This window comes from Actinoallomurus sp. NPDC052274 (assembly GCF_040679475.1).
Classification (GTDB): Bacteria; Actinomycetota; Actinomycetes; order Streptosporangiales; family Streptosporangiaceae; genus Actinoallomurus; species Actinoallomurus liliacearum.
The window spans coordinates 1-24,737 of sequence record NZ_JBFAUT010000006.1 but is presented as its reverse complement, the minus strand read 5'-3'; the positions used below and the strand labels follow the sequence as shown (position 1 = coordinate 24,737).

The window sequence follows — 24,737 nt, the reverse complement described above, 5'->3', positions numbered from 1 at the left end:
CAATGGTCACTGGGTCCGCTTCAGCGGGCGCCGAGGCGGTCGCGTTGGGGGACGACCGTGTACTTCGGGTCGGACGAGGAGATCATCCCGGCCTCGAAGACGCCGAAGCGGGTCAGCGCGGAGCCGGCGAGGAGGGCCGCGCCCGCCGCGGCGGAGACCCGGCGGTCGCGCCGGCCGAGGGCGGCCGCGACGGCACCCGCGCCCGTCAGCGCCTCGGCCGCGCGCATGAGCACACGGGCCCGGCCCGTCTCGTACGCCTCGGCGACGACGCCCATCCGGCGCCGCATGTAGTGCGCCACCAGGAGTTCGGCGGCCCCGCCCGCCGCGCCCATCCGCCGGGCGGGGACCGACTCCTCCAGCGGTGCCACGAGCAGACCGAGACCGCCCGCCGCCGCGGCGGCGGAGGACACGAACAGGTAGGGCAGCTCTCGATGCGCCTCGTGCCAGCCGGGCACGGCGGTGTCCGCGATGAGGACGCCGGTGTAGGCGGCGACGGCCGGGCCGGCCACGGCGGCGGCCATCGCGGCCGCCGTGCCGGTCCGTGGCAGCCGGCCGGTCACCGCGGACACGGCGGCGGCTCCGGCGGCCGGGGCGTACGCGCTGAGCAGCCAGGAGCCGACGCTCATCGGCGAGGTCCACTTCAGCACCCGGAGCATGTTGACGAAGCGCCCGGGGCGGCCGAGGTCGTGCACGAGGGCGACCAGGCTGATCGAGATCGCGCCGGCGGCGCCGATCCGGGCGCCGCGGGCCAGGTGAGGCCGCCCCGTCACCTCGGCGCCGGCGGCCAGCACCGAGGAACCACCGGCCAGACCGCCGAGGAACAGGTACCCCGCGATGTCGAGCGCCTTCCAGACGGGCGCCTTGAGCACCGGTCTGCCGTAGTAGGACGTGAACTCCGGCTCGGGCACCACCGCCCGTTCGCGGCGGCGACGGCGGCGGGGGCCGGCGGTGCCGGTGAGCGCGTCGCGCGCGTGGTCCTCCTCGCTCAGCGCGCGCCGCGCGCGTACCTCCTCATCGATCGCCTCCTGGCCGGCGGTCTCTTCGTCGTCCCGCCCCTGCGCCTCCTCGGTCATCGCGACCTCCCCGCGCATGCCAGCAGGCCGGCGCCGAGCAGGCCCGCGGCGGCGACCGCGGCGTGGCGCCACATGGCCGGCAGGTCGCGGGTCGTGGCGACCGGGTCGGGAGGCAGGCCGTACACCTCGGGGTCGTCGAGGAGGAGGAAGAAGGCGCCCGCTCCCCCGATCCCGTTGTCGGTGTCCGCGAGGTAGAGGTGGGCGTCGTCGACGCCCGCGTCGTTCAGCGTGGCGACCCGTGCCGCCGCGCGTTCGCGCAGCTCGTCCAGGGGCCCGTACTGGATCGAGTCGGTCGGGCAGGCCTTGGCGCACGCGGGCTCCAGGCCGTCGCCGATCCGGTCGTAGCACAGCGTGCACTTCCAGGCCCGGCCGTCGTCCTTGCGCTGGTCGAGCACGCCGAACGGGCAGGCCGGGATGCAGTAGCCGCAGCCGTTGCAGACGTCGGACTGGACGACGACCGTGCCGAACTCGGTACGGAACAGCGCGCCGGTCGGGCACACGTCCAGGCAGGCGGCCACCGTGCAGTGCTTGCACACGTCACTGGACATCAGCCAGCGCAGGTCACCGCCCTCCCCCTGCGTCATCGGGGTCATCGGCGCCGTCTCGGGCGGGGTGCCCAGTGGGGGCACCGGGCCGGTGTGGTCCACTCCCGGCTCCTGCCGGGCCAGCGGCTTGCGCTGCTCGATGAAGGCGACGTGCCGCCAGGTGTCGGCGCCGAGCTTCTCGGTGTTGTCGTAGGACATCCCGGTGAAGTTGAGGCCGTCCTCCGGCAGGCCGTTCCACTCCTTGCAGGCCACCTCGCACGCCTTGCAGCCGATGCACACCGAGGTGTCGGTGAAGAAGCCCATGCGCTGCGCCATGTCAGATCTCCATGCCGGTCCGCTCGGTGATGCCCGCCCGCCGCTGGTACTCCCGGACCAGTTCCAGCGCCGCCGGTCCGCGCGGCCGCCGTCCGGGGCGGATGTCGCAGGCCATCGCCTTGACCTCCTGGATGTGGATGTTCGGGTCGAGGGAGAGGTGGGCCAGTTCGTTGGCCGAGTCGCCCCGGCTGTAGCCGTTCCTCCCCCAGTGGTACGGCAGGCCGATCTGGTGCAGCCGTTTCCCCTCCACGACCAGCGGGGTCATCCGCTCGGTGACCAGGACCCGGGCCTCGATGACGGCGCGCGCCGAGACGATCGTGGCCCAGCCGAGGTGGGTCAGGCCGCGCTCGGCCGCGAGCTCCGGAGAGATCTCGCAGAAGAACTCCGGCTGCAGCTCGGCGAGGTACGGCAGCCAGCGGGACATGCCGCCGACGGTGTGGTGCTCGGTGAGGCGGTAGGTCGTGGTGACGTAGGGGAAGACCTCCGATCCCGGCTTGCCGTCGCTGGGCTGGTACCGGTTGATCGGATGCTCGATGAGCTCCCGGGCCGGATTGCGCCCGTACTTGTAGAGCAGGTTGTCGGACGGCGACTCCTGGGGCTCGTAGTGCGCGGGCAGCGGGCCGTCGACGATGCCGGCCGGCGCGTACAGCCACGCCTTGCCGTCCGCCTGCATGATGAACGCGTCGGTGCCCGAGAGCGCGTCCGGGCCCGTGGCGTCCGGCGGCGGCCGGTGGTCCGGGGGCCGGGTCGGCGGGAAGTCGGGCGTGTCCGGTCCCGTCCAGCGCCGCGCCTCCGGGTCCCACCGCACGTACGCCTTGCGGTCGCTCCAGGGCCGGCCGTCGGGGTCGGCGGACGCGCGGTTGTACAGGATCCGCCGGTTCGCCGGCCAGGCCCAGCCCCATTCCGGTGCCACGTGGTCCTGCTCCCAGCCGGGTTTGCGGCGGGCGGCCTGGTTGATGCCGTCGGCGTAGACGCCGCAGTAGATCCAGCAGCCGCAGGACGTGGAACCGTCGTCGCGGAGCTCCTCGTAGGAGCTCAGGTGCCGCCCGTCCGGGCCGAAGCCGTTGATCTCGGCCAGCACGGCCTCCGCGGACGGCTCACCCTGGGTTCCCTCGGTCGGGTAGTCCCACGTCAGACGCTTGATCGGCAGGTCCATCGGGTCGTCGGAGTCCGCCAGTCTCTCCCTGATCAGCCGGCCGAGGTGGTACACGAACCACAGGTCGCTGCGGGCCTCACCGGCGGGCTCGACGGCCTGGTCCCGCCACTGCAGCAGGCGGTCGGTGTTGGTGAAGCTGCCCGACTTCTCGGTGTGCGCCGCGGCGGGCAGGAAGAAGACCTCCGTGCGGATGTCCTCGGTGCGCATCTCCCCCGTCTCGATCTCCGGGCCGTCCTTCCACCAGGTCGCGCTCTCGATGAGGGAGAAGTCGCGGACCACCAGCCAGTCGAGATTGGCCATGCCCATGCGCTGGTACCGCGAGTTGGACGAGCCGGCGGCCGGGTTCTCGCCCATCAGCAGGTACCCCTTGCAGACGCCCTCCATCTGCCGCAGGACGGTGTGGTACGTGCTGTGGTTGCCGGTCAGCCGGGGCAGGTAGTCGAAGCAGAAGTCGTTGTCGGGGGTCGCGTGCTCGCCCCACCATGCCTTCAGCAGGCTGACCATGTAGGCGGACATGTTGCCCCAGTAGCCCTTGCTCGCGGCCTCGTCCTCGAGGTAGGCCGCGAGCCCGGCGTTCTGCCCCAGATGCGGCATGGGGAGGTACGCGGGCAGCAGGTCGAACAGCGCGGGGATGTCGGTGGAGCCCTGGATGTTGGCGTGCCCGCGCAGCGCGAGGATGCCGCCGCCGGGCCGCCCGATGTTGCCCAGCAGCGACTGCAGGATCGAGGCGGCGCGGATGTTCTGCACCCCGGTCGTGTGCTGCGTCCAGCCGACCGCGTACGCGATGGCCGTCGTACGGTCGGGGCCGGAGTTGGCGGTGATGAGCTCGCAGACCCGGTCGAACGATTCCCGGGGGACGCCGCAGATCCGCTCGACGATCTCCGGCGTGTACCGCGCGAAGTGTCGTTTGAGGATCTGGAAGACGCACCGCGGGTGCTGCAGCGTCTCGTCGGTGTGGATCTCGCCGGAGACCTCCGGGCCGCCTGAGCCGTGCGCCTCGACGCGCGCGGTCTCGGTCAGCAGCAGGAGTTCCTCGTCGATCTCGCCGGCGGGCGCGGGCGTCTCGCTCCCCGCGTACTGCCAGCTGCGGGGGTCGTACTTCCGGTGCTCCTCGTCGAAGCCCGAGAACAGGCCGTCGAGGTCCTCGGTGTCCCGGAACTCCTCTCGGACGATCGTCGCCGCGTTGGTGTAGGCGAGGACGTACTCGCGGAAGTACTTCTCCTGCTCCAGGACGTAGCGGATCAGCCCGCCGAGGAACGCGATGTCCGTGCCGGCGCGGATCGGCACGTGCAGGTCGGCCAGCGCGCTGGTCCGGGTGAAGCGCGGGTCGACGTGGATCACGACCGCGCCCCGGGCCTTGGCCTCCATCACCCACTGGAACCCGACCGGGTGGCACTCGGCCATGTTCGAGCCCTGGATGAGGATGCAGTCGGCGTTCCGGAGGTCCCGCTGGAACGTCGTGGCGCCGCCACGGCCGAAGCTGGTCCCCAGACCGGGGACGGTCGCGGAGTGTCAGATGCGGGCCTGGTTCTCGATCTGCAGCGCGCCGAGCGCGGTCCACAGCTTCTTCAGGAGGTAGTTCTCCTCGTTGTCCAGCGTCGCTCCGCCCAGGCTCGCGATGCCCAGCGTGTGCCGGACGTTCCGGCCGTCGTGCTCCCACACCCAGCCGTCCCGGCGGGCGGCGATCATCCGGTCGGCGATCATGTCCATCGCCCGGTCGAGCGGGAGCCGCTCCCAGTCGGTCCCGTACGGCCTCCGGTACAGGACCTCGTGCATCCGCGAGGAGCCGGTGGTGAGCTGCAGGCTGGCCGACCCCTTGGGGCAGAGCCGACCGCGGGAGATCGGCGACTTCGGGTCGCCCTCGATCTGGATGACCCGCTCGTCCTTGACGTAGACCTTCTGGGCGCAGCCGACCGCGCAGTACGGGCAGACGGAGTTGACCACCTTGTCCGCGTCACGGATCCGAGGGCGCAGCCGGGCGGTGCGCCGGCTCTTCGCCGCGTCGCCCCGTGGATCGCCGCCGCTGAGCTGGCGGAGAACCGGCCATGACGCGATCAGCTCGCGCAAGGTCATGTCACCCGCCTGCCCGCGGCCGGTCCCGTTGATTCGTCCCTTTACCGGACGAGACCCCGCCCCAGAGCGGATCGTTACCGCACACAGGAGTCACCGCGCCGCGTCACAGTGCCACGAACGTCAGGCCGCGCTGCTTGAGGGCCGGGAGCACCGTCCGCAGCGCCTGGATCGTCTCCGAACGATCACCGCCGCCGTCGTGGCACAGGATGATGTCGCCGGCCTTGCTGCCGAGCATGCTCCTGGTGATCGACATCGTGCCGGGACGCGCCCAGTCGCGCGGATCGATCTGCCAGTCGATGCAGATCATGCCGTGCTCCGCCGCGGTGTCCATCACCTGGGCGGACCAGTTGCCGCCGGGGGCGCGGAAGTACCTCGGCGCCACCCCCGCGGCCTGCGCGATACGGTCGTGCGCGCCGCCGATCTCCTCCTTGATCTGGCCGGCGCCGAGCCCCGGCAGGTTCAGCGGGTGGGTGACGGTGTGATCGCAGACCTGGTGCCCGGCGGCCACGATCCGCTCGACCAGCTTCGGATACTCGGCGACCTCGCTCGCGATCAGGGAGAACGTCGCCGGTACCTGGTACTCGGCGAGCAGATCCAGCATCATCGGCGTCCAACGCGCGTGCGGGCCGTCGTCGATGGTCAGCGCGACGGCGTTCGGCGGAGCGGCCGGTGTCAGGTCGTGCAGACTGTGCACCGGCCTGCGCAGCGCCCGCGGTGATCCGTGCGCGTAGCCGGGATCGCGTCGCGGCGGACGCCCGGCCCCGGCCGGACGCCCGGCCCCGGAGGGACGCGCGTGCGGGGCGGGCTTCTTCCCGGGCCGGGTGTCCGGCCGTACCAGCCGTATCAGTTCGGGGACGCCGCCCGCCGCCAACCCGGCACCGGCGACGGTGGCTGCCAGCAGGGCTTGACGCCTGGTCGGTCTACGCATGCCTCCTCCATCTGCCGATTCCGTCGTGTATGTACCCGTCCCACCGTCAACAGGCGTCAAATCGGATCTAGCAGGCGACTCAAGCTTCGACGGACGCGACAGTACGATAGGGATACGGAACCAAGCGCGTTGTGACCCGGCGTCCTGGTCAGTGAGGAGAGGGCGATGGGCGAGTTGTCCATATGGCACTGGCTGATAGTGCTCGCGGTGGTCATCCTGTTGTTCGGATCCACCAAGCTGCCGCAGGCCGCGCGGTCGCTGGGGCGGTCGATGCGCATCTTCAAGTCCGAGACCAAGGGCTTGATGACCGATGACGAGGAACCGGAGTCCGCACGGGGGCTGCGCGAGGAGGCCGCGCGGCTGCGGGAGGAGGCGGCCCGCCTGGAGAGCCAGGCCGAGCGGCCGCAGGAGCTTCCGGCCCCGGACCACGACGCTCCGCGCGGCGGAGACCGGAAACCCTGACCCGCGCCCGCGTTCCTAATCGGCCAGCCACGGATACCGCGCGGTGTCGGCGTCCGCGTAGTCGGGGTCGAGGTAGATGAACAGCCGCTGGATCTCGAAGTCGCGAATCTCGAAGACGTCGCACCAGCGGCCGGCGTGGGTGACGCCGGCCCGCCACTCCGCGCCGGACGCCGTACGCCCGGAAGAGGTGCCCTCGACGACCAGCAGGTCGCCGTTGTAGGCGAAGTTGAGATAGGCGTAGTCGTGCTCGATCGCGGCGAGGATGCCGCCGACGTCGGCGAACAGGCCCTTGATCTCCTTCACGCCGGTCGCGACGCCCCACTTGGGGAAGTAGACCTGCGCGTCGTCGGCGAACAGGTCGAGGAAGTCGTCGCCGCGGTCGAGGCGCTTGAGGTATTCCAGCGCCACCGCCTTGCGCTGTTCGTCGGTCATCGTCTGAGTGCTCAGCGCCATCGTCTTCTCCTTACGCGTCCCGCCGTCCCGGCCGGAAGGGGTGGATTCGAGCCTTCCTGCGGTCGATCTGCGTCAGGGGCGATCCCGTTACCCGGCCGTGGCGGCGGCGGGTCGGCGGGAGAACCGCAGGGTGCCGTCGTCGATGGCGCGATACCGCAAGGTGATCAGGTCGTGCGCGTAGCTCATGCCGAGCCGCCACGGGGCCCGCGAGCCCGCTTTGGGGAACTCGTCGACGGAGCGCAGCACGTAACCGGCCTGGAAGTCCAGAAGGGGGCGTGGGGTGACCGTCGGATCGTCGTTGCGCGGCACGCACTGGTCATAGCCGTGGGCGTCGAGGTGCCGCAGCAGCCGGATGACGTACTCGCTGACGAGGTCGGCCTTGAGGGTCCAGGAGGCGTTCGTGTAGCCGATGGTGAAGACGAAGTTCGGCACGCCGCTGAGCATCATGCCCTTGTAGGTCATCGTCTCCGGCAGGCTGACCTCGCGGCCGTCGACGGCGAGCCGAACGCCGCCGAAGGCCAGCAGCCGCAGACCCGTGGCGGTGACGACGACGTCCGCGTCCAACTCGGCGCCCGACTCCAGGCGAAGCCCGGTCCGGGTGAACTCCGTGATCCGGTCCGTGACCACCGAGGCGTGTCCCCGGCGGATGGCCCGGAACAGGTCGCCGTCGGGAACGAAGCACATCCGCTGGTCCCAGGGCTGGTAGCGGGGCGTGAAGTGGGTGTCGACGTCGTAGCCCGGCGGCAGCCGCCGGAGCAGCCCCTTCCGGATCACCGACTTGACGAGCCGCGGACGGCGGCGGCTGAGCTGGTAGAGCAGCGTGATCACCACGACGTTCTTCCACCGCACGATCGGGTACGCGCGGCGGCTGCCGAGCAGGCGCCGCAGCCTGTTCGCGATGGGGTCCTCGGCCGGCAACGCCATGATGTAGGTGGGCGAGCGCTGCAGCATCGTCACGTGCGCGGCCCGCTCGGCCATGGCCGGCACCAGCGTGACCGCGGTCGCGCCGCTGCCGATCACCACGACCTTCTTGCCGGTGTAGTCGACGTCCTCCGGCCAGTGCTGAGGGTGCACCACCGTGCCGCCGAACCGCTCGACGCCCGGGAACTCCGGCGTGTGGCCGGCGTCGTAGCGGTAGTAACCGCTGCAGGAGTACAGGAAACCGCAGGTGAGCCGGACCGGCACGCCGTCGTGCACGGCCTCGACCGTCCAGCGGGCCTCCTCGCTCGACCACTCCGCGGACACGACCCGGTGCCCGAAGCGGATGTGCCGGTCGACCCCCGCCTCGGTGGCGGTGTCGCGGATGTAGCGCAGGATCGACGCCCCGTCCGCGATGGCCTTCGCCTGGTCCCAGGGCCGGAACCGGTAGCCGAGGGTGTGCATGTCCGAGTCCGACCGGACGCCGGGGTACCGGAACAGGTCCCAGGTCCCGCCGATCGCGTCCCGTGCCTCCAGGATCCGGTACGTCTTGCCGGGAAACGCCTTCTGGAGGTGGTGGGCGGCACCGATGCCGGACAGCCCGGCCCCGATGATCAGCACGTCGACGTGCTCGACCTCGGTCATTCCCGCTCCTCCCGTCCAGGGGTACGACCCGCACGGTACGCCGATATATCCGAGTCTGCGATGTCCAGCCGCCGGCGTGAGTCGTCGTGACAGGGACCGTTCCCTGCGGCCGTCGACCGCGACCGGCGCCGGAGCTTCAGCGCGCCGGGCCGGTGTCCTCCGGCCGTTCGGCGGGGCCGTCGGCGAGGTCGGCGCCATCCTGGTCGACGCCGTCACAGAGGTCGGCGCCGTCCTGGTCGACGGCGTCACCGAGGTCGGCGAGATCGGCGACGAGGAGGAGCCGGTCGGCGAGGCCGGTGTGCCGGAGGCGCTCGCGCAGCGAGGATTCCCCCAAGACGACGGTGAGCCGCGCGGACGGGTCCTGCTGGACGCGGTGCTGCAGACCGGACAGCGCGGCGATTCCCGCGGTGTCCCAGTAGGCGACCGCGCGCAGGTCGAGGATCAGCTCCGCGCGGGAGTCGGTCATCAGGTCGGTGGCGGTGCCGAGGAGTTCGGCGCCCGCCTTCCGGTCGAGATGTCCGGTCGCGGTGAGGATCAGCCGCGGCCGGCCCGCCGGTGTGCCGTCCCGCACCGCTCGGGTGGTCAGGCGGAACGGCGGGCGGGGTCCGGGCTCGGGCAGCGCGAACGTCAGGACGACGTGGGTACCGGTCCGGTCGGAGCGAAGGCTGACGGCGTCGGCGGCGCAGCGGATCAGCCACAGGCCGTGCCCGCGCCGGTAGGGCCAGCGGTCGGTGGGGTCACCGTCGGGAGGCGGTGCCGCGGCCGACGGCGCGCCGTCGTCGTCGACCTGGCAGCGGAGGCGCCTGGAAAGGTGCCAGAGGCGTGCTCGTCCGGTCCCGGCGCCGTGCCGGATGGCGTTGGTGGCCAGCTCGTGCACGCAGATCACGACGTCCTCCGCCCGGCCCTGCGGCATGCCCGCCGCGACCGCGTGCGCCTCGACCGCCGAACGCAGCGCGTACAGGGAGTCGCCGTCGAAGACCTGGTCCAGGATCGGCGGCTCCGGTGGCTCGGCCTGCTCCGGCGCCGCGCCGACCGTACTCGATGGTTCGCTCTTCTCCCCGCTCCCAAGGTCGGGGCGGCGGGGATCGTGCGGAGCGTCGTGCGTCATCGTCGGCTCACATCGACATTCGGCAGGTCGGCGGCGCCCAGGATCACGAACCGGGACTCGATCGCCGGGTGGCAGTGCAGGACCATGCGGCGGGACCGCGGGATGCTGCGGGCCGCCTCCAGGATCAGGCGGGTGATGGACACATCGATGAAGGTGAGATCCGCCATGTTGACGGTGATGTCGCCTTCGACCCGGATCGCCTCGGCCAACGCCAGCGAGAGCGGCTCCTGGGCCTGCACGTCGATCTGGCCGGCGATGCGGATCCCGGGTGGCGCGTACTGGCGGCAGATCCGCAGCAGTTCGTCGTCGTGGTAGGTGGCCGCCGCGACCGAATGCGTGTGGAACGGCGCGACCGAGGCGAGGGTGACGGGGTCGAACCGGTCCCGGTCGTACTGGCACAGCACCGACAGCGCGCCGGTGGTCTCGCTCCCGGCGCCGCGGCCGTCGGCCGTCCTCTTCGCCGGCTCGCCGACCATCGCGGCGATCTCCTGCTCGAAGGCGGGGAGCTGCTCGATGCCGGCGATCGGCCGCAACGCCCATCCCATGTCCAGGGCGATCCGCAGCGCCGGGTAGCCCTTCCGGCGGGTCAGCTCCACCTGTTCGCGCAGCCAGCCCACGGCCCGTCCGACGTCGAACGCGCGACCGGCCGTCAGACCCTCCTGGCAGCCGACCACCGTGATCGGCCCGGCCCCGTCGGCGGCCGGGTCGGCCGCCCGCCGCCCCGGCACGTCCGTGGAGTCGAGTCCGCGCCGGCCGAGCTCGGCCGCCGCCTCGTGCGGGGTGTCGCTGAGCCAGACCACGCGCGCGCCCCCGGTCAGTCCGTCGCGGACGAACGCGGCGGTCAGATCGGCGAGCTCTTCGGCCTCCCCGAAGGTCAGGCAGGCGTGATCATGGACGGTCAGATCCGTGATCTGAGCATCTGTGTCCGCGCCCACCGACCCACCTCTTCCGCCGTGCACCGGCCCACCACGATCCCTGCCGCGGTGAAACCATACGAACCTAGTCTCTCAGGGCCCCACCGTGTCCAGAACGTTGAGCCCCGCGCCGCCCTCGGCGGGCGCCCGGGTCCCGCTCTCGCCATACGGCGCGCTTCGGCCCGGCGGCTCTTGTACGGCGCCCGGCCGTGCCGGCGGAGGTCCTCCCGGGGGCGGGGCTACCTGAAGTGAGGATGTGGCGGCACACCGCTGCCGTCACCATGGTGTGTGTGATTGCGTCCCGGTCGGCGCGGCGGTGCGCCGACCGTGGCCCCGGCGCCGGAGGCCGCCGCCGAGCCGCTACCGACGCCTCTCGTATCACACCGTATCCCTCGTCCGGCTGACCGGACCCGAGGGGAGGTGAACCGAATGTCGGATGATGACCGGCACGAACTCCGGATCGGAGTGCTCGGATCGTACGGAGGCCTGAACCTCGGCGACGAGGCCATCCTCGCCTGCGTTCTGGACAGCCTTCGGCAGATACGACCGGCTGCGGAAAGGGTCGTCTTCAGCCGTCACCCAGAACACACCCAGAACCGTTTCGGCATCCCGGCGGTGGCCTACGCCGGGGTCTCCCAGGGGCAGCTCCTCGAGGCGGAGACCGGGCTGGACCTGCTCGTCCTCGGCGGCGGCGGAATCCTGCACAACGGCCTCGCGGCCTCGGTCATGCGGCCCGTACGCCTGGCGCACCAGTTGGGCATCCCCACGTTCGGCTACGCGATCGGGGCCGGACCGCTGACCGGCCACGAGGAGATCGACGTCGTACGGGAGGTCATCGACCGGATGACCGACCTCACGGTCAGGGATCAGGAGTCGATCCTCGTCCTGGAGGGGATGGGGATCACCCGGCAGATCTCGGCGACCGCCGACGCGGCGGTGCTGCTGGAGCCGGAGGAGTTCACGGAGGAGATGCTGATCCGCGAGGGGATCGACGCCCAGACGCGCCTCGTCGGGATCTCGGTGCGCGAACCCGGCGGCGCGGCCGACAACCTGGACGAGAGGACCTACCACGGTCTGATCGCTGAGATCGCGGACTTCATGACCTGCAGATACAACGCCCAAGCGGTGTTCGTTCCGATGGAGCGGGGCGACATCGCCCACGCGCACGCGGTGCTGTCGGCGATGAGCGCGCCGGAGAACGCGCGGATCCTCAACCGCCCCTACAGCCCCGGCCAGATCGCCGGGCTGATGCGGCACCTGGAATTCGCGGTCGGCATGCGGCTGCACTTCCTGATATTCGCCGCCTGCGCCGGGGTGCCGGTGCTGCCCCTGCCGTACGCCGGCAAGGTCTTCGACTTCGCGCAGACGGTCGGCGCGCCGGCGCTGACCGCCATCGCGAAAAGCCAGGCCGGACCGTTGCTGGCCCAGCTCGACCGGCTGTGGGACGAACGGCACGCGTGCACCGACCGACTGCGGCAGCGCTTCCAGTACCTGCGCGAGCGCGCGCGGGAGAACCAGGAGCGTTGCCGCACCCTCATCGACCGTCTGGATCCGGTTTCCTGATGTCCACAGACCCTTTCTTCCACAACGCGCTCGAGCACGGGCTGGTCGGTGACGGGAAGGCCAACGACCAGCCCGCCCTGCAGGACCTGGTCGACAAGCTCGGGGACGCCTACCTGGACGACGGCCAGCCGCGCACCATCTTCTGCCCGGCGGGCCGCTATTCGATCCGCGACCGGGGCACCGTCTGGCGGAGCGGCATCTCCCTGATCGGGGCCGGCCCGGCGGCCACACGGTTCTCCCTGGCGAACCCCGGCGACCCGACCACCGCCACCCCACTGGCCTACTTCACCACGCTGCAACACGGCGCCGGTCGCCACAACCACGTCGCCGACTGCACCTTCGCGCACTTCGAAATCGACGGCTCCGGCGTGATCCTCTCCGAGTACGACGTGCTGGCCAAGGGACTCGGCCTGCAGTACGTCCTCCGGGGAAGATTCCGCGACCTGTACATCCACGACACTCCGGCCACCGGGTTCGGCTGCGACTTCCTGCAGGACACCTTCGTCGAGAACCTGCTGGTCGTCCACTGCGGGCGGCTTGAGCGCAGCGGCGAGTGGCTGGGCGGCGCCGGCATCGGCATCGGTACCGGCGGCTGGGGCTCCATCGAACGCTGCACGGTCTCCTCATGCACCACCGTGCGCAACGGCACGAACGGCATCTTCTTCGAACTGCAGAACCGGGAATGGCCGCCACCCCGCGGCATACGTGTCATCGGCTGTCACTCGGAGGGAAATCGCTTCGGCCTCTCCGACTGGGGCACGGACGGACTGGTCGTCTCCGGATGCACCCTGATCGGCAACCATCAGGCCGGCTACGACGTCTCGGCCCTGGGCACGTCCGCCGTCGCCGGGCGCGGCGGGATCATCACCGGCTGCGTCATCGAGGACAACGTCTGGGACGGTGTCGCGATCGGCAACACCCCGGGCCCCTACACCTTGGCGGGCAACCGCATCAGCGGCAACGGCCGTTACGGGTACTGGCAGCACAACCTGGCCGCGGGCCCTCAGGAGGCGGCCGCCAACATGATCATCGATGCCAACGAGTTCTGGGACAACGGCCTCGACGGCATCTTCGTCGAGTCGGCGCTCGCCGATCCCGACATCGCCGGCAACCGGATCCGCAGCAACGGCCGGCAGTGCGAACCAGCGGCCGAAGGCGAGGGCGCCACGGTGTTCTACACGGCACGCTCGTTGATGGACACCTCGGCCGGCTGGCGCGCGGATGGGCACGTCGGCAAGTGGGTCACGGCCGGCGGGCAACAGGCCATCGTGATCGGCAACACCGCCACCGAACTCATCCTCGCGCCCTCCCGTCCCGGTGCCTCCACCGCGTGGTCCGAGGGCACGCCGAATCCCGGCGCACCGTACAGGCTGCCCGACGCACCCGAGGTCAGAGCCGGCATCACGCTGGCCGCGAGCGTGCACAGTCCCTCGATCCGCGACAACCGTGTCTGGGACGGCGAACCTCGCAAGACCCAGACCCACGGGCTGGTCATCACCGATCGCGGAACCTGCGGGGTCGCGTGGGTCCACGACAACGACTTCGGGGGGAACGGCGTCGCCGCCGTACGCTTCGACACCGAGCCCTCCGGTGGTTGCTGGCACCACAACCACGGCCTGGACGGATGTGGGCAGTTTTAGACTTAGGGCAGCATGGCGGCGAGGTCCTTCGGCAGCTCCGCCTTGATGTCCTCCCACTCGCCCTCGGTGATGTAGACCCTGAGCGCCTCCACGACCGCGCGTACCAGGTCCTCCGTGCCGCCCTGGATCTCGTACGGCGGCATCTCCGCCCGTACCTGGTCGAGGAACTCGTCCTTGTGCATCTTCTTCGGCACCTGGCTCGGGCGCCATCCGTCGTAGTACAGCCCGCGGACGAGCATCGGCAGCTGGGCTGCGAAGTCGACGGCCTCGTCGACCGTCAGTCGATCGCGCAGCGCGTGCAGTACCGCGCGCAAGGCGTTGTAGGACTGGTTACGCCGCTCCTTCGGCCAGTCGTAGGACTCTTCGATCAGGTGCAGGATGCGATTCGTCTTGTCGACGGTGGTGTCGATGGAGTGGTATCCGGTCTGGGGCATCGCAGCGCCTCCGTTCCTTCGGCGTCGCACCGCCCTCCATCGCGCCGCCCTTGCCCTGGGTCACCTGCGGCAATCGTGGGCAACCGCCTCTTTTGCCGGATTTTGCCTCCCCGTCGGGCGGTCGTCCCACGGAGCGAATCACCGGTCCGCCCTGACGAGTGCGGGCAGGTGAGGTACGGCCGCCCGCCGCTCTTCGGCGGTGGTCTGGACACGCTGACGGGGCTCGCCGCTCTCCAGGCGCGCGGGCGGGCTGTCACGGCGTCCGCTGGGAATGACGGCGACGCCCGCGGCTCCGCACCGGGGGCAGGTGACCTCTCCGCCGGTGGGCGGCTCGACCGGAACGCCGTCGAGCCGGTAGAACGCGAACGTGGTGCCGACGTCGTCCTGCACGTACTGCACGTCGTAGTCGGTGATCCAGCGGTGACCGCAGCGTCCGCAGACGAACCTGAAGCGCTCCACGGCGACATCGACCAGCATCGTCGTCGCGTCACCCCCGGGTCTCGAACGTCCCCTCGCACCATTCTCGCCCCCCGGCCGCCCGCGGACGAAGCCGGGCGGACGGGCTTGCCTTCGACCTACCCGGATGTGGGATGCCGGGCGGGGCCCCCGCGGTCCAGGCTCGACAGTGGGAGGTGGTATCCATGCCCCCGACCGGCATACCCCAGTTCCAGCGTCTCTTCCGAGCGGCGGCGAGCCTGGACGTCGACAAGGATGATCTCAAACGTTACGACGACTTCGTCGACGGCAAGACCCACGACCTGCTCCTGATCGGCCAGGCGCACGCCAGGGCGAACGCCCGTGACGTCATCCAGCCACACGACCTGCCCGTGACGAAGGGGCTGCAGGAGTGCGTCCACGAGTTCCGCAGGCTCGACGAGGGGATCGACGTCGAGTCCCTGCTCGAGCGGCTCGCGAAGCGCCCTCCGCTCGACCTGGCCGTCGCGGAGGAGACCGAGGGAAGGCTCCCCGAGCTCGCGGGCGGGCTGACGGTGGCGCTCGCCCGCGCTTTCAAACTCATCGACACGAGGTTGAAGAACCCGCGCACCGAGCACTGGGAGCGAGTCACCCGCGTGTTCGATCTCCTGCTCTAGACCGCGCCGGCCGCGACCGCTCCGGCCGGAGGCGTGATGTCTACCAGGTCGGAGGATGTGGCGGTCCTGTTCGAAGAGCGAGTTTCGATAGTGAAGGCGCTATCAGCCAGGAGGCCAGGAGGTCTGAGCCATGGCACCGCCGATGACACGCCGGCATCAGCCCGGCACCGCCCTCTCGGGCAGGTCAGAGGAGTTCGCCGACGTCTACGACCAGATGGGCGGGCTGCTGAACGCCGCATTCGGCGGTCTCGGGGAGGAGGTCCCCTGGGTGCCGCTCGCGGACGTGTACGAAACCAAGGACACGTACGTCATCGAGGCCGAGCTGCCCGGTGTGCGCAAGGACGCGGTCGACATCGAGCTGGAGGACCGCGAGCTCGTCATCACGGGCGACACCGTCGAGCGGGAGGGGCGCGGCCTGTTCCGCCGGAGAGAACGGCGTACCGGCCGGTTCGAGCTTCACACGCACCTGCCCGGCGAGATCGATCCCGACGGCGTGCAAGCGAGCCTCTCTGCGGGCGTGCTGACCGTGCGCGTTCCCAGGTCGACGACGGAGAGACAACGGCGAATAGAGATCTCGGACTGAGCGATGCGGCCGGTCCCGGCGTTCGGAAGGCCGGGAACCCGCCGGACCGGTCGAGGAGGAAGGAATGGCTAAGGCAGTCGGAATCGATCTCGGTACCACGAACTCGGTCATCGCCACGACCGAGGACGGTCACCCCACGGTGATCCCGAACGCCGAGGGGTCCCGTACGACGCCGTCGGTGGTCGCCTTCACCGAGCAGGGTGAGCGCCTGGTCGGGCAGCTCGCGCGCCGACAGGCGATCCTGAACCCCAAGGGCACGATCTACTCTGCGAAACGCTTCATCGGCCGCCGGTACGACGAGGTGGCCAGCGAGATCAACGCGGTCTCGTTCGATGTGGTGGCCGGCCCGGACGGGGCGGTCCGTTTCGACGTCCGAGGCAAGATGTACGCGCCGGAGGAGATCTCCGCGCTGGTGCTGCGCAAGCTCGCCGACGACGCCGGCAAGTTCCTCGGGGAGCGGGTGACCGAGGCCGTCATCACGGTCCCCGCGTACTTCAACGACGCGCAGCGTCAGGCGACCCGTGACGCCGGCAAGATCGCGGGCCTGGAGGTCCTGCGGATCATCAACGAGCCGACCGCCGCCGCGCTGGCCTACGGGCTGGACAAGGGCGCGAACGAGACGGTGCTGATCTTCGACCTGGGCGGCGGGACGTTCGACGTGAGCCTTCTCAGCATCGGCGAAGGCGTCGTGGAGGTCCTCGCGACCGCCGGTGACGGGCACCTCGGCGGTGACGACTTCGACCGCCGGATCGTCGATCACATCGCCGACGAGTTCCAGCGGGACACCGGCATCGACCTGCGCCGCGACCCCCAGGCGCTGCAGCGCCTGTTCGAGGCGGCGGAGAAGGCGAAGGTGGAGCTGTCCTCGGTGACCCAGACGACGATCAACCTGCCGTTCATCACCGCGGACGCGACCGGCCCCAAGCACCTGAACACCACGCTGATGCGCTCGACGTTCGAGCAGATCACCGGCGACCTCATCGAGCGCACCAAGGGCCCGGTGCAGACGGCGATGGCCGACGCGAAGACCACCGCGAACGACATCGACGAGGTCATCCTCGTCGGCGGGTCCACCCGCATCCCGGCCGTGCAGGAGCTCGTCCGCAGGATGACCGGGGGCAAGGACCCCAACATGACGGTCAACCCCGACGAGGTCGTCGCCCTCGGCGCGGCCGCTCAGGCCGGCGTGATCAAGGGGGAGGTGGAGGACGTCGTCCTGCTGGACGTCACTCCCCTGTCGCTCGGGCTGGAGACGCTCGGCGGCGTCATGACCAAGATCATCGAGCGGAACACCACGATCCCGGCCCGCCGTACGGAGACCTTCAGCACCGCCGAGGACAACCAGACCGCGGTGGACGTCGTCGTCCTGCAGGGCGAACGGGAACGCGCCGCCGACAACCGGGTCCTCGCACGGTTCCGGCTGGAGAACATCCGGCCCGCCCCGCGCGGCGTACCGCAGATCGAGGTGACCTTCGACATCGACGCCAACGGGATCCTCAACGTCTCCGCGCGGGACAAGGACACCGGCGTCGAGCAGACGGTCACCATCAGCGAGACCACCAACCTCGACCAGTCCGAGATCGAGCGGATGATCCACGACGCCGAGCAGCACCGCTCCGAGGACGAGCAACTGCGCGAGGCGATCGACGCCCGCAACGCGCTCGACTCGGCCGCCTACCAGGTGGAGAAGCGGGTCCAGGAGCTCGGGGACGCCGTGCCGGCGCACGAGAAGGCGCGGGCCGAGATGCTCGTGATGGACGCCCGCCAGGCGATCAAGGAAGAGGTGCCGATCGAGCGCCTCCGGTCCCTGACCGCCGAGCTCCAGCAGGTCTACTACGGGCTCGGCACCGCGACGGCCGGCGCCGGGCCGGGCGCCACAGGGCCGGGAGGTCCCGGCGGACCCGGTGCTCCGGGGGCTCCAGGCGGTCCGGGCGGTCCCGGCGCCGGTGGCGGAGCCGCCGGAGGCGACGAGGACGTGATCGACGCGGAGTTCACGACCGATGAGTGACACGCGGCCGGAAGAACCGGCGGAAGAGGACGGCGGCCTGGCGACGAGGCTCGCCGAGCTGGAGGACCGGTGGAAGCGCGCGCTCGCGGACCTGGAGAACCACCGCAAGCGCGCCGCCCGCGACGCCGAGCGGCTGCGGTCGGACGAGCGGGCCAGGACCGCCGCCGAGTGGCTGCCCGTCGTGGACAACCTCGAACGGGCCATCGAGCACGCCGGCGCGGAGCCCGACGTCCTCCTCGACGGGGTACGCGCCGTCCGCGACCAGGCGCTCGCGCTGCTCGCACGGCTCGGCTACCCACGCCAGGACGACGCGGGGCGGCTGTTCGACCCCACCCGGCACGAGGCGGTCGCCACCGTTCCCGACGCCGACGTCCCGGAAGGGACGATCGTGCAGGTGACCAGTCCCGGTTACGGCCACGGCGAGAACCAGTTGCGTCCGGCGCAGGTGGTGGTCTCGAAGGGGCGGCAGGCCGATGCCTCCGGCCCGTGACTTCTACGAGATCCTCGGTGTGCCCAGGACGGCCGGTCAGGACGAGATACAGCGCGCCTACCGCAAGCTCGCCCGTGAATACCACCCCGACGTCAACAAGGCCCCCGACGCGGAGGACCGATTCAAGGAGGCCTCGGAGGCGTACGCCGTGCTGTCCGACCCCGAACAGCGCAAGCGCTACGACGCCTTCGGCGAGGACTTCCGGCGGGTGCCGCCGGACGTCGACCCGGAGACCTGGGCGCGGGCCCGTGCCGGCGCAGGCGCCGGCGGACGGGCCCGCGCGGGAGCCGGGGCCGGAGCCGGGGGGTTCGGCGGCTTCGGCGGGTTCGGTACGGGGGGCGAGGAGGTCGACCTCGAGGACCTGCTCGGCGGCATCTTCGCAGGACGCGCCGGCCGCGCCGGGCGGGGACGCCGTCCAGGCGGTTTCGGCTGGGGGCCGATGCCCGGCGCCGACCAGGAGGCCGAGCTGGAGATCGGCCTCGACGAGGCGTACCACGGCGGGCATCGCACGATCCGCCTCAACGGCCGGACCATCGACGTCGACATCCCCGCCGGGGTCACCGACGGCCAGCGGATCCGGCTCACCGGGCAGGGCGGCCGCGGCGGCGAAGGCGGGCAGCCGGGCGACTTGTACCTGATCGTGCGCATCGCGCCGGACCCGAGGTACCGCGTCGACGGCCGTGACGTCACCGTACGGCTGCCGCTCGCCCCCTGGGAGGCGGCGCTCGGCACCACCGCCCCGGTCGGGACGCCGGGCGGCGACGCGAAGGTGAAGGTGCCGCCCGGCTCGTCGTGCGGCAGGAGGCTGCGGCTGCGCGGCCGCGGCCTGCCCAACCCACGCGGTAGTCCGGGGGACCTGTACGCCGAGGTCCAGATCAAGGTGCCGCCCGAGCCCAGTCCCGAGGAGAGACGGCTCTTCGAGGAGCTGGCCGCCAAGTCGTCGTTCGATCCGAGGAGACGATCGTGAGGTACGCGCTCATGCGGCCGGTACGGCTCGATCTGGAGACCTTCGCCCGCGACGCCCACGTCCATCCCGATCTGGTCCGCCGGTTCGTCGCGCTGGGCATCGTCGACGCCGACCGTGACGTCTCCGGCGGACTGTGGTTCTCCCCCGAGCAGCTCGCCGTCATCGCACGCGTGCAGCGGCTCCGCACCGGGTTCTCGCTCAACTACGCGGCGGTCGGCCTGATCTGCGACCTGCTCGACCGCATCGCCGCCCTGGAGGCGGCCCAGAGACATCGCGCTCAGCAACGCACCGGAGGTCGACCATGGACCTGAACCGACTGACCGAGAAGTCCCAGGAGGCCCTGCACGACGCGCAGACCAAGGCCCTGCGCTTCGGGCACACCGAGGTGGACGCCGAGCATCTCCTGCTCGCCCTGCTCGACCAACCGGACGGGCTGGCGCCCCGGTTGCTCGCCGGGGCCGGCGTGAACATCGACCTCCTGCGCTCCGAGACCGCAGCGAAGCTCAACAAGCGTCCCCGGGTCACCGGCCCGGGCGCCGCGCCCGGCCAGGTCTACGTCACCCAGCGGCTGTCCCGCCTGCTCGACACGGCCGACCGGGAGTCCAGGCGGCTGAAGGACGAGTACGTCTCGGTCGAGCACCTTCTCCTGGCCCTCATCGAGGACGGCGTCATCAAAGGGGTGAGCCGCGACCAGTTCCTCCAGGAGCTCACCAAGATCCGCGGCAGCCAGCGGGTGACCTCGGCCACGCCCGAGGCCGCGTACGAAGCGCTGACCAAGTACGGCCGGGACCTGGTCGCCGAGGCGAAGTCCGGCAGGCTGGACCCGGTCATCGGCCGGGACAGCGAGATCCGCCGAACCGTGCAGATCCTGTCCCGCAAGACCAAGAACAACCCGGTGCTCGTCGGCGACCCTGGTGTCGGCAAGACCGCGATCGTCGAAGGGCTCGCCCAGCGCATCGACCAGGGCGACGTGCCCGAGGGCCTGCGGGACAAGACCGTGTTCCAGCTCGACATGGGGTCGCTGCTGGCGGGCGCGAAGTACCGGGGAGAGTTCGAGGAGCGTCTCAACGCCGTGCTGACCGAGGTCAAGTCCGCCGAAGGGCGGATCCTGCTGTTCGTCGACGAACTGCACACGGTCGTGGGGGCGGGCGCGGCCGAGGGCGCGATGGACGCGGGCAACATGCTCAAGCCGATGCTGGCCCGCGGCGAGCTGCACATGATCGGCGCGACGACGGTCCAGGAGTACCGCAAGCACATCGAGAAGGACGCCGCCCTCGAACGCCGCTTCCAGCCCGTCCTGGTCGACGAGCCGTCCGTCGAGGACGCCATCTCCATCCTCCGGGGCCTGCGCGAGCGCCTGGAGGTCTTCCACGGCGTGAAGATCCAGGACTCCGCGATCGTCGCGGCGGTGACGCTCAGCCACCGGTACATCTCCGACCGGTTCCTGCCGGACAAGGCCATCGACCTGGTGGATGAGGCGGCGGCGAAACTGCGCACCGAGATCGACTCGATGCCGGCCGAGCTCGACGAGCTCACCCGGCGGGTGATGCGCCTGGAGATCGAGGAGGCCGCGCTGGCCAAGGAGGAGGATCCGGCCAGCCGGTCGCGCCTGGAGGACCTGCGCAAGGAGCTGGCCGACCTGAAGGCCGAGGCCGACGCGATGCGCGCCCAGTGGGAGGCCGAGCGGCAGACCCTGCGCAAGGCCCAGGAGCTGCGGTCGGAGATCGAACGGGTCCGCCGGGAGGCGGAGCAGGCCGAACGCAACTACGACCTGAACCGGGCCGCCGAGCTGCGCCACGGCCTGCTGCCGGAACTGCAACGCAGGCTGGACGCCGAGGAGGAGCGGCTGACCGCCAAGCAGGGCGGGCACCGGCTGCTGCTCGAGGTCGTGACCGAGGATGAGATCGCCGACATCGTGTCCCACTGGACCGGCATCCCGGTCAGCCGCCTCAAGGAGGGCGAACGCGAGAAGCTGCTCCGGCTCGACGAGGTCCTGCACGAGCGCGTCGTCGGCCAGGACGAGGCCGTGCAGGCCGTCACCGACGCGATCATCCGGGCCCGCGCCGGGATCAAGGACCCGCGCCGCCCGATCGGCTCGTTCATCTTCCTCGGCCCGACCGGGGTCGGCAAGACGGAGCTGGCCAAGGCGCTGGCCGAGGCGCTCTTCGACACCGAGGAGAACATGGTCCGGCTGGACATGAGCGAGTACCAGGAGCGGCACACCGTCAGCCGGCTGGTCGGCGCCCCGCCCGGCTACGTCGGCTTCGAGGAGGGCGGCCAGCTCACCGAGGCCGTCCGGCGCAAGCCCTACTCCGTCGTGCTGCTCGACGAGATCGAGAAGGCCCACACCGACGTGTTCAACACGCTGCTGCAGGTCCTCGACGACGGCCGGCTCACCGACGCCCAGGGCCGTACCGTCGACTTCCGCAACACCGTGCTGATCATGACCTCGAACATCGGCTCGGCGTTCCTGCTCGACGGCGTCACCGGGGAGGGTGAGATCAAGCCCGACGCCCGTGAGGCCGTGATGGGCGCCCTGCGGTCGCACTTCCGGCCGGAGTTCCTCAACCGCGTGGACGACGTCGTGCTGTTCAAGCCGCTGACGCAGCGCGAGATCGAGCAGATCGTCGACCTGATGTTCAACGACCTGCGGTCCCGCCTCGCGGACCGCCGGATGACCCTGGAGGTCACGCCGGAGTCGTGCGCCTTCATCGCCCGGCAGGGCTTCGACCCGGTGTACGGCGCCCGGCCGCTGCGGCGGTTCATCGCCCGCGAGGTCGAGACACGGATCGGCCGCGCGCTGCTGTCCGGGGAGATCCTGGACGGCGCGGTCATCCGCGTGGGCCTGGAGAACGAGGAACTGGTGATCTCCTACGAGAACCGCGAGGGGGACAGATGATCGTCCAGTGCCCGCACTGCGGAACGAAGAACCGCGTGCCGGCCGTGGCCGACGGGGCCCCGAACTGCGGGAACTGTCACCAGCCGCTCCCGTGGGTCGCCGACGCCGGCGACGACGACTTCGCCGAGGTCGCCGAACGCGCCTCGCCGCCCGTCGTGGTCGACCTGTGGGCGACCTGGTGCGGCCCCTGCCGCATGGTCAGCCCGGCGCTCGAACAGCTCGCCCGCGAGATGGCCGGCCGGATCAAGCTCGTGAAGGTCGACATCGACCGGGCGCCCAAGCTCCAGGAGCGCTTCGCCGTCCAGGCCGTGCCGACCCTGCTCGTCCTCCGCGACGGAAAGGTCGTCGCCCGCCAGGCCGGCGCCGCACCGGCCCCGGTCCTGCGCGCGTGGGTGGAGAAGGCCCTTGCAGGAGACGCCTGACCTCAACGGCGCGTACCCGCGCCTGGACCCCGAGCAGATCGAACGCCTGTCCGGGTACGGGGAGCGCATGCCGACTCGGCGGGGCCAGTTCCTGTTCCGCCAGGGCGAGCGCGACTACGACTTCTTCGTGGTCCTGGAGGGCAAGGTCGCGATCCTCGACGGTGACGCGGTGATCCGGGTCCACGGACCCGGCCGGTTCCTCGGCGATATCAGCCTGCTGTCCGGACAGTCGATACTGGTCGGCGCGGTCGTCGACGAACCCGGCCGGGTCCTGCGGGTCCCGGTGGAACGCCTGCGCGCGCTGGTGGCCCGGGACCCGATTCTCGGCGACCTGGTCCTGCGTGCCTACTTCATCCGGCGGTCGCTGCTGATCGAGCAGGGCGCCGGTCTGCGGATCATCGGCTCGCGGTTCTCGCCGGACATCCGGCGGCTACGCGACTTCGCCGCGCGCAACCGGCTGCCCCACCGGTGGATCGACCTGGAAGAGGACGAAGAGGCCGAAAAGGCCCTGCGGCGTCTGCACGTCACGCCTGCCGACACGCCGGTGGTGATCCTGAACGGCCAACGGTTCCTGCGCAACCCGAGCAACGCCGAGTTGGCCCGGCTGGTCGGGCTGGCCGCGCCGGTCGAGGAGGACATCGCCGACCTGGTGATCGTCGGAGCCGGTCCCGCCGGACTGGCCGCCGCCGTGTACGGCGCGTCGGAAGGCCTGCACACGACCGTCCTCGACGCGATCGCCACCGGCGGCCAGGCGGGCACCTCATCCCGTATCGAGAACTACCTCGGCTTTCCCTCTGGCGTCTCCGGCGCCGAACTCGCCGAGCGGGCGGTCATCCAGGTCGAGAAGTTCGGCGCGCGGCTCGGCGTCCCGGTGGAGGCGACCGGCCTGGAGATCCTGGACGGACAGTACGCCGTCTCGGCCGGAAACGGCGGACGGATCAGGGCCCGCACAGTGATCATCGCAACCGGCGCTCGCTACCGCCGGCTCGACGTTCCGAACCTGGAGCGGTTCGAAGGGTACGGCGTCTACTACGCCGCCACCGAGGTCGAGGCACTGATGTGTGAGCGGCTGCCCGTCGCGATCGTCGGGGGCGGCAACTCGGCCGGCCAGGCGGCGCTGTACCTCGCCAAGCGCGCGAGCCGGGTACGACTGTTCGTCCGCGGCGGCGATCTCGGCAGGAGCATGTCGCGCTACCTCGTCGACCAGCTCGAACGCTCGCCGAACATCGAGATCCACCTGCACACCGAGGTGCGGGAACTGGTCGGCGACGACACGCTTCGGGTGGTCGTCGCCGAGAACAACGAGAGCGGCGAGCGGCGTGCCTTCGACGCCCGCGTCCTCTTCGTCTTCATCGGCGCCGACCCGTGCGTCGCCTGGCTCGGCGGTCAGGTGGACCTCGACGAGAAGGGCTTCATCCGCACCGGCGGCGCGTTGCCGTTGGAGACGAATCTGCCGGGCGTGTTCGCGGTGGGCGACGTGAGGAGCGGGTCGATCAAGCGCGTCGCCTCCGCGGTGGGCGAGGGCGCCATGGCGGTCCGGCTGGTCCACGAGCGGCTGAGCGGCTGAGCGGCCGGCGGATGTCAGGTGTCCGCCTCCATGGTCAGCCTGGTCAGCTCGACCCGGGAGGTCACGTCGAGCTTGCGGAAGATGTGCCGCAGGTGGAAGGCGACCGTGTGGGCGCTCATGAACAGCTGGTCCGCGACCTGGCGGTTCGTGAGGCCCTGCGCGACGAGCACGGAGACGCTGCGCTCGGTGTCGGTGAGGCTCGCCCAGCCCGAGACCGGCCGGTCGGCCTGGTTCCAGTGCCGGCGCCGGATGCCCAGCCGCCGCAGTCGGCGGCGCACCCGGGCGGCGTCGCGGGCCGCGCCCAGAGCCGTGTAGGCCGCGAGGGCCGTGTCCAGGCCCGCGACTGCGTCCCGCCGCAGGGCGGGGCCCGCCGCGGTGATCAGTATTCCCAGGTCCTCGGCCGCCGCGGCGCGCGCCCACGGGTCGGCGTGCTCGGCGGCGGCCCGCTCGAGCGCGGCCCGGTCCCGGTCGAGCAGGCCGCGC

The 24,737-nt window shown here is 71.1% G+C and carries 23 protein-coding genes; 12 read left to right on the top strand and 11 right to left on the bottom strand.

Features of this window, described 5'->3' with window-relative positions; all coding sequences use genetic code 11:
• Window positions 1–20 precede the first annotated feature (20 nt).
• The 4 genes from nrfD to AB0K82_RS07120 all read right to left on the bottom strand — a co-directional run bounded on the left by nrfD (window position 21) and on the right by AB0K82_RS07120 (window position 6,090).
• Window positions 21–1,073, bottom strand: a complete 1,053-nt coding sequence (gene nrfD / locus AB0K82_RS07135; protein WP_364393780.1) for an NrfD/PsrC family molybdoenzyme membrane anchor subunit — start codon at window positions 1,071–1,073, stop codon at window positions 21–23.
• Window positions 1,070–1,933, bottom strand: coding sequence for a 4Fe-4S dicluster domain-containing protein (locus tag AB0K82_RS07130; RefSeq protein WP_364393777.1), 864 nt, complete (start codon window positions 1,931–1,933; stop codon window positions 1,070–1,072). The genes nrfD and AB0K82_RS07130 overlap by 4 nt, the downstream gene beginning before the upstream one ends.
• 1 nt (window position 1,934) lies before the next feature.
• A complete protein-coding gene (gene fdh, locus AB0K82_RS07125; RefSeq protein ID WP_364393775.1) occupies window positions 1,935–5,162 on the bottom strand; it encodes a formate dehydrogenase in 3,228 nt (1,075 codons plus the stop codon).
• 103 nt (window positions 5,163–5,265) lie between these two features.
• Window positions 5,266–6,090 (bottom strand): polysaccharide deacetylase family protein, encoded by an 825-nt coding sequence (locus tag AB0K82_RS07120; protein ID WP_364393774.1) that lies wholly within the window; start codon window positions 6,088–6,090, stop codon window positions 5,266–5,268.
• 165 nt (window positions 6,091–6,255) lie between these two features.
• On the opposite strand from AB0K82_RS07120, the gene tatA reads away from it, so the two are divergent.
• Window positions 6,256–6,552, top strand: a complete 297-nt coding sequence (gene tatA, locus AB0K82_RS07115; protein WP_364393772.1) for a Sec-independent protein translocase subunit TatA — start codon at window positions 6,256–6,258, stop codon at window positions 6,550–6,552.
• 15 nt (window positions 6,553–6,567) lie between these two features.
• Here the strand turns inward: tatA and AB0K82_RS07110 are convergent, their stop codons facing one another.
• The 4 genes from AB0K82_RS07110 to AB0K82_RS07095 form a co-directional block, all read right to left on the bottom strand.
• Window positions 6,568–7,005 carry a nuclear transport factor 2 family protein gene (locus tag AB0K82_RS07110; protein WP_364393771.1) on the bottom strand — a complete coding sequence of 146 codons (438 nt, stop codon included), beginning with the start codon at window positions 7,003–7,005 and terminating at the stop codon, window positions 6,568–6,570.
• An 87-nt stretch (window positions 7,006–7,092) separates the two neighbouring features.
• Window positions 7,093–8,568, bottom strand: coding sequence for an NAD(P)/FAD-dependent oxidoreductase (locus tag AB0K82_RS07105; protein WP_364393769.1), 1,476 nt, complete (start codon window positions 8,566–8,568; stop codon window positions 7,093–7,095).
• Window positions 8,569–8,704: 136 nt separating this feature from the next.
• Window positions 8,705–9,676: an ATP-binding protein gene (locus AB0K82_RS07100; RefSeq protein ID WP_364393766.1), complete on the bottom strand. Its 972-nt coding sequence runs from the start codon at window positions 9,674–9,676 to the stop codon at window positions 8,705–8,707.
• Window positions 9,673–10,611 (bottom strand): MEDS domain-containing protein, encoded by a 939-nt coding sequence (locus AB0K82_RS07095; RefSeq protein WP_364393764.1) that lies wholly within the window; start codon window positions 10,609–10,611, stop codon window positions 9,673–9,675. The genes AB0K82_RS07100 and AB0K82_RS07095 overlap by 4 nt, the downstream gene beginning before the upstream one ends.
• Before the next feature lie 408 nt (window positions 10,612–11,019).
• On the opposite strand from AB0K82_RS07095, the gene AB0K82_RS07090 reads away from it, so the two are divergent.
• Entirely contained in the window at window positions 11,020–12,153 is a 1,134-nt protein-coding gene (locus AB0K82_RS07090; protein WP_364393761.1) for a polysaccharide pyruvyl transferase family protein, read from the top strand.
• Window positions 12,153–13,793: a right-handed parallel beta-helix repeat-containing protein gene (locus AB0K82_RS07085; protein WP_364393759.1), complete on the top strand. Its 1,641-nt coding sequence runs from the start codon at window positions 12,153–12,155 to the stop codon at window positions 13,791–13,793. The genes AB0K82_RS07090 and AB0K82_RS07085 overlap by 1 nt, the downstream gene beginning before the upstream one ends.
• Window positions 13,794–13,795: 2 nt before the next feature.
• On the opposite strand, the gene AB0K82_RS07080 is transcribed toward AB0K82_RS07085, so the two are convergent.
• Together AB0K82_RS07080 and AB0K82_RS07075 are read right to left on the bottom strand one after the other, a co-directional pair.
• Complete coding sequence (locus AB0K82_RS07080) at window positions 13,796–14,227, bottom strand: DUF2267 domain-containing protein (protein WP_364393756.1); 432 nt, start codon at window positions 14,225–14,227, stop codon at window positions 13,796–13,798.
• Between the two features lie 138 nt (window positions 14,228–14,365).
• On the bottom strand, window positions 14,366–14,704 hold the full coding sequence (locus tag AB0K82_RS07075) for a hypothetical protein (protein ID WP_364393754.1): 339 nt from the start codon (window positions 14,702–14,704) through the stop codon (window positions 14,366–14,368).
• A gap of 164 nt (window positions 14,705–14,868) precedes the next feature.
• Here AB0K82_RS07075 and AB0K82_RS07070 point away from each other — a divergent pair, with 164 nt between their 5' ends.
• From AB0K82_RS07070 to AB0K82_RS07030, 9 genes are all read left to right on the top strand, one after another.
• Window positions 14,869–15,318 (top strand): DUF1931 family protein, encoded by a 450-nt coding sequence (locus tag AB0K82_RS07070; protein WP_364393752.1) that lies wholly within the window; start codon window positions 14,869–14,871, stop codon window positions 15,316–15,318.
• Window positions 15,319–15,460: 142 nt separating this feature from the next.
• Window positions 15,461–15,901, top strand: coding sequence for an Hsp20/alpha crystallin family protein (locus AB0K82_RS07065; protein WP_364393750.1), 441 nt, complete (start codon window positions 15,461–15,463; stop codon window positions 15,899–15,901).
• A gap of 64 nt (window positions 15,902–15,965) precedes the next feature.
• A complete protein-coding gene (dnaK, locus tag AB0K82_RS07060) occupies window positions 15,966–17,909 on the top strand; it encodes a molecular chaperone DnaK (protein WP_364393747.1) in 1,944 nt (647 codons plus the stop codon).
• Window positions 17,902–18,399, top strand: coding sequence for a nucleotide exchange factor GrpE (locus AB0K82_RS07055; protein ID WP_364393745.1), 498 nt, complete (start codon window positions 17,902–17,904; stop codon window positions 18,397–18,399). The genes dnaK and AB0K82_RS07055 overlap by 8 nt, the downstream gene beginning before the upstream one ends.
• Window positions 18,383–19,366, top strand: coding sequence for a DnaJ C-terminal domain-containing protein (locus AB0K82_RS07050; RefSeq protein ID WP_364393742.1), 984 nt, complete (start codon window positions 18,383–18,385; stop codon window positions 19,364–19,366). Before AB0K82_RS07055 ends, AB0K82_RS07050 begins: the two co-directional genes overlap by 17 nt.
• A complete protein-coding gene (locus AB0K82_RS07045) occupies window positions 19,363–19,677 on the top strand; it encodes a chaperone modulator CbpM (protein ID WP_364393740.1) in 315 nt (104 codons plus the stop codon). The genes AB0K82_RS07050 and AB0K82_RS07045 overlap by 4 nt, the downstream gene beginning before the upstream one ends.
• Window positions 19,668–22,265, top strand: a complete 2,598-nt coding sequence (gene clpB, locus AB0K82_RS07040) for an ATP-dependent chaperone ClpB (protein ID WP_364393737.1) — start codon at window positions 19,668–19,670, stop codon at window positions 22,263–22,265. The genes AB0K82_RS07045 and clpB overlap by 10 nt, the downstream gene beginning before the upstream one ends.
• Window positions 22,262–22,687 (top strand): thioredoxin, encoded by a 426-nt coding sequence (gene trxA / locus AB0K82_RS07035; RefSeq protein ID WP_364393734.1) that lies wholly within the window; start codon window positions 22,262–22,264, stop codon window positions 22,685–22,687. The genes clpB and trxA overlap by 4 nt, the downstream gene beginning before the upstream one ends.
• Window positions 22,671–24,254 carry an FAD-dependent oxidoreductase gene (locus AB0K82_RS07030; protein WP_364393732.1) on the top strand — a complete coding sequence of 528 codons (1,584 nt, stop codon included), beginning with the start codon at window positions 22,671–22,673 and terminating at the stop codon, window positions 24,252–24,254. The genes trxA and AB0K82_RS07030 overlap by 17 nt, the downstream gene beginning before the upstream one ends.
• Before the next feature lie 14 nt (window positions 24,255–24,268).
• On the opposite strand, the gene AB0K82_RS07025 is transcribed toward AB0K82_RS07030, so the two are convergent.
• Window positions 24,269–24,737 (bottom strand): helix-turn-helix transcriptional regulator (locus AB0K82_RS07025; RefSeq protein ID WP_364393730.1); only part of this gene is annotated, 469 nt, incomplete at its 5' end.

Excerpts from the sequence above, each read along its gene's own strand:
- AB0K82_RS07050 (WP_364393742.1), top strand. The coding sequence starts at position 18,383 with ATGCCTCCGGCCCGTGACTTCTACGAGATCCTCGGTGTGCCCAGGACG.
- AB0K82_RS07090 (WP_364393761.1), top strand. The coding sequence starts at position 11,020 with ATGTCGGATGATGACCGGCACGAACTCCGGATCGGAGTGCTCGGATCG.
- AB0K82_RS07075 (WP_364393754.1), bottom strand. The coding sequence starts at position 14,704 with ATGCTGGTCGATGTCGCCGTGGAGCGCTTCAGGTTCGTCTGCGGACGC.
- nrfD (WP_364393780.1), bottom strand. The coding sequence starts at position 1,073 with ATGACCGAGGAGGCGCAGGGGCGGGACGACGAAGAGACCGCCGGCCAG.
- AB0K82_RS07065 (WP_364393750.1), top strand. The coding sequence starts at position 15,461 with ATGACACGCCGGCATCAGCCCGGCACCGCCCTCTCGGGCAGGTCAGAG.
- AB0K82_RS07120 (WP_364393774.1), bottom strand. The coding sequence starts at position 6,090 with ATGCGTAGACCGACCAGGCGTCAAGCCCTGCTGGCAGCCACCGTCGCC.
- dnaK (WP_364393747.1), top strand. The coding sequence starts at position 15,966 with ATGGCTAAGGCAGTCGGAATCGATCTCGGTACCACGAACTCGGTCATC.
- trxA (WP_364393734.1), top strand. The coding sequence starts at position 22,262 with ATGATCGTCCAGTGCCCGCACTGCGGAACGAAGAACCGCGTGCCGGCC.
- AB0K82_RS07100 (WP_364393766.1), bottom strand. The coding sequence starts at position 9,676 with ATGACGCACGACGCTCCGCACGATCCCCGCCGCCCCGACCTTGGGAGC.
- AB0K82_RS07070 (WP_364393752.1), top strand. The coding sequence starts at position 14,869 with ATGCCCCCGACCGGCATACCCCAGTTCCAGCGTCTCTTCCGAGCGGCG.
- AB0K82_RS07085 (WP_364393759.1), top strand. The coding sequence starts at position 12,153 with ATGTCCACAGACCCTTTCTTCCACAACGCGCTCGAGCACGGGCTGGTC.
- AB0K82_RS07130 (WP_364393777.1), bottom strand. The coding sequence starts at position 1,933 with ATGGCGCAGCGCATGGGCTTCTTCACCGACACCTCGGTGTGCATCGGC.
- tatA (WP_364393772.1), top strand. The coding sequence starts at position 6,256 with ATGGGCGAGTTGTCCATATGGCACTGGCTGATAGTGCTCGCGGTGGTC.
- AB0K82_RS07105 (WP_364393769.1), bottom strand. The coding sequence starts at position 8,568 with ATGACCGAGGTCGAGCACGTCGACGTGCTGATCATCGGGGCCGGGCTG.
- clpB (WP_364393737.1), top strand. The coding sequence starts at position 19,668 with ATGGACCTGAACCGACTGACCGAGAAGTCCCAGGAGGCCCTGCACGAC.
- AB0K82_RS07080 (WP_364393756.1), bottom strand. The coding sequence starts at position 14,227 with ATGCCCCAGACCGGATACCACTCCATCGACACCACCGTCGACAAGACG.
- AB0K82_RS07110 (WP_364393771.1), bottom strand. The coding sequence starts at position 7,005 with ATGGCGCTGAGCACTCAGACGATGACCGACGAACAGCGCAAGGCGGTG.
- AB0K82_RS07055 (WP_364393745.1), top strand. The coding sequence starts at position 17,902 with ATGAGTGACACGCGGCCGGAAGAACCGGCGGAAGAGGACGGCGGCCTG.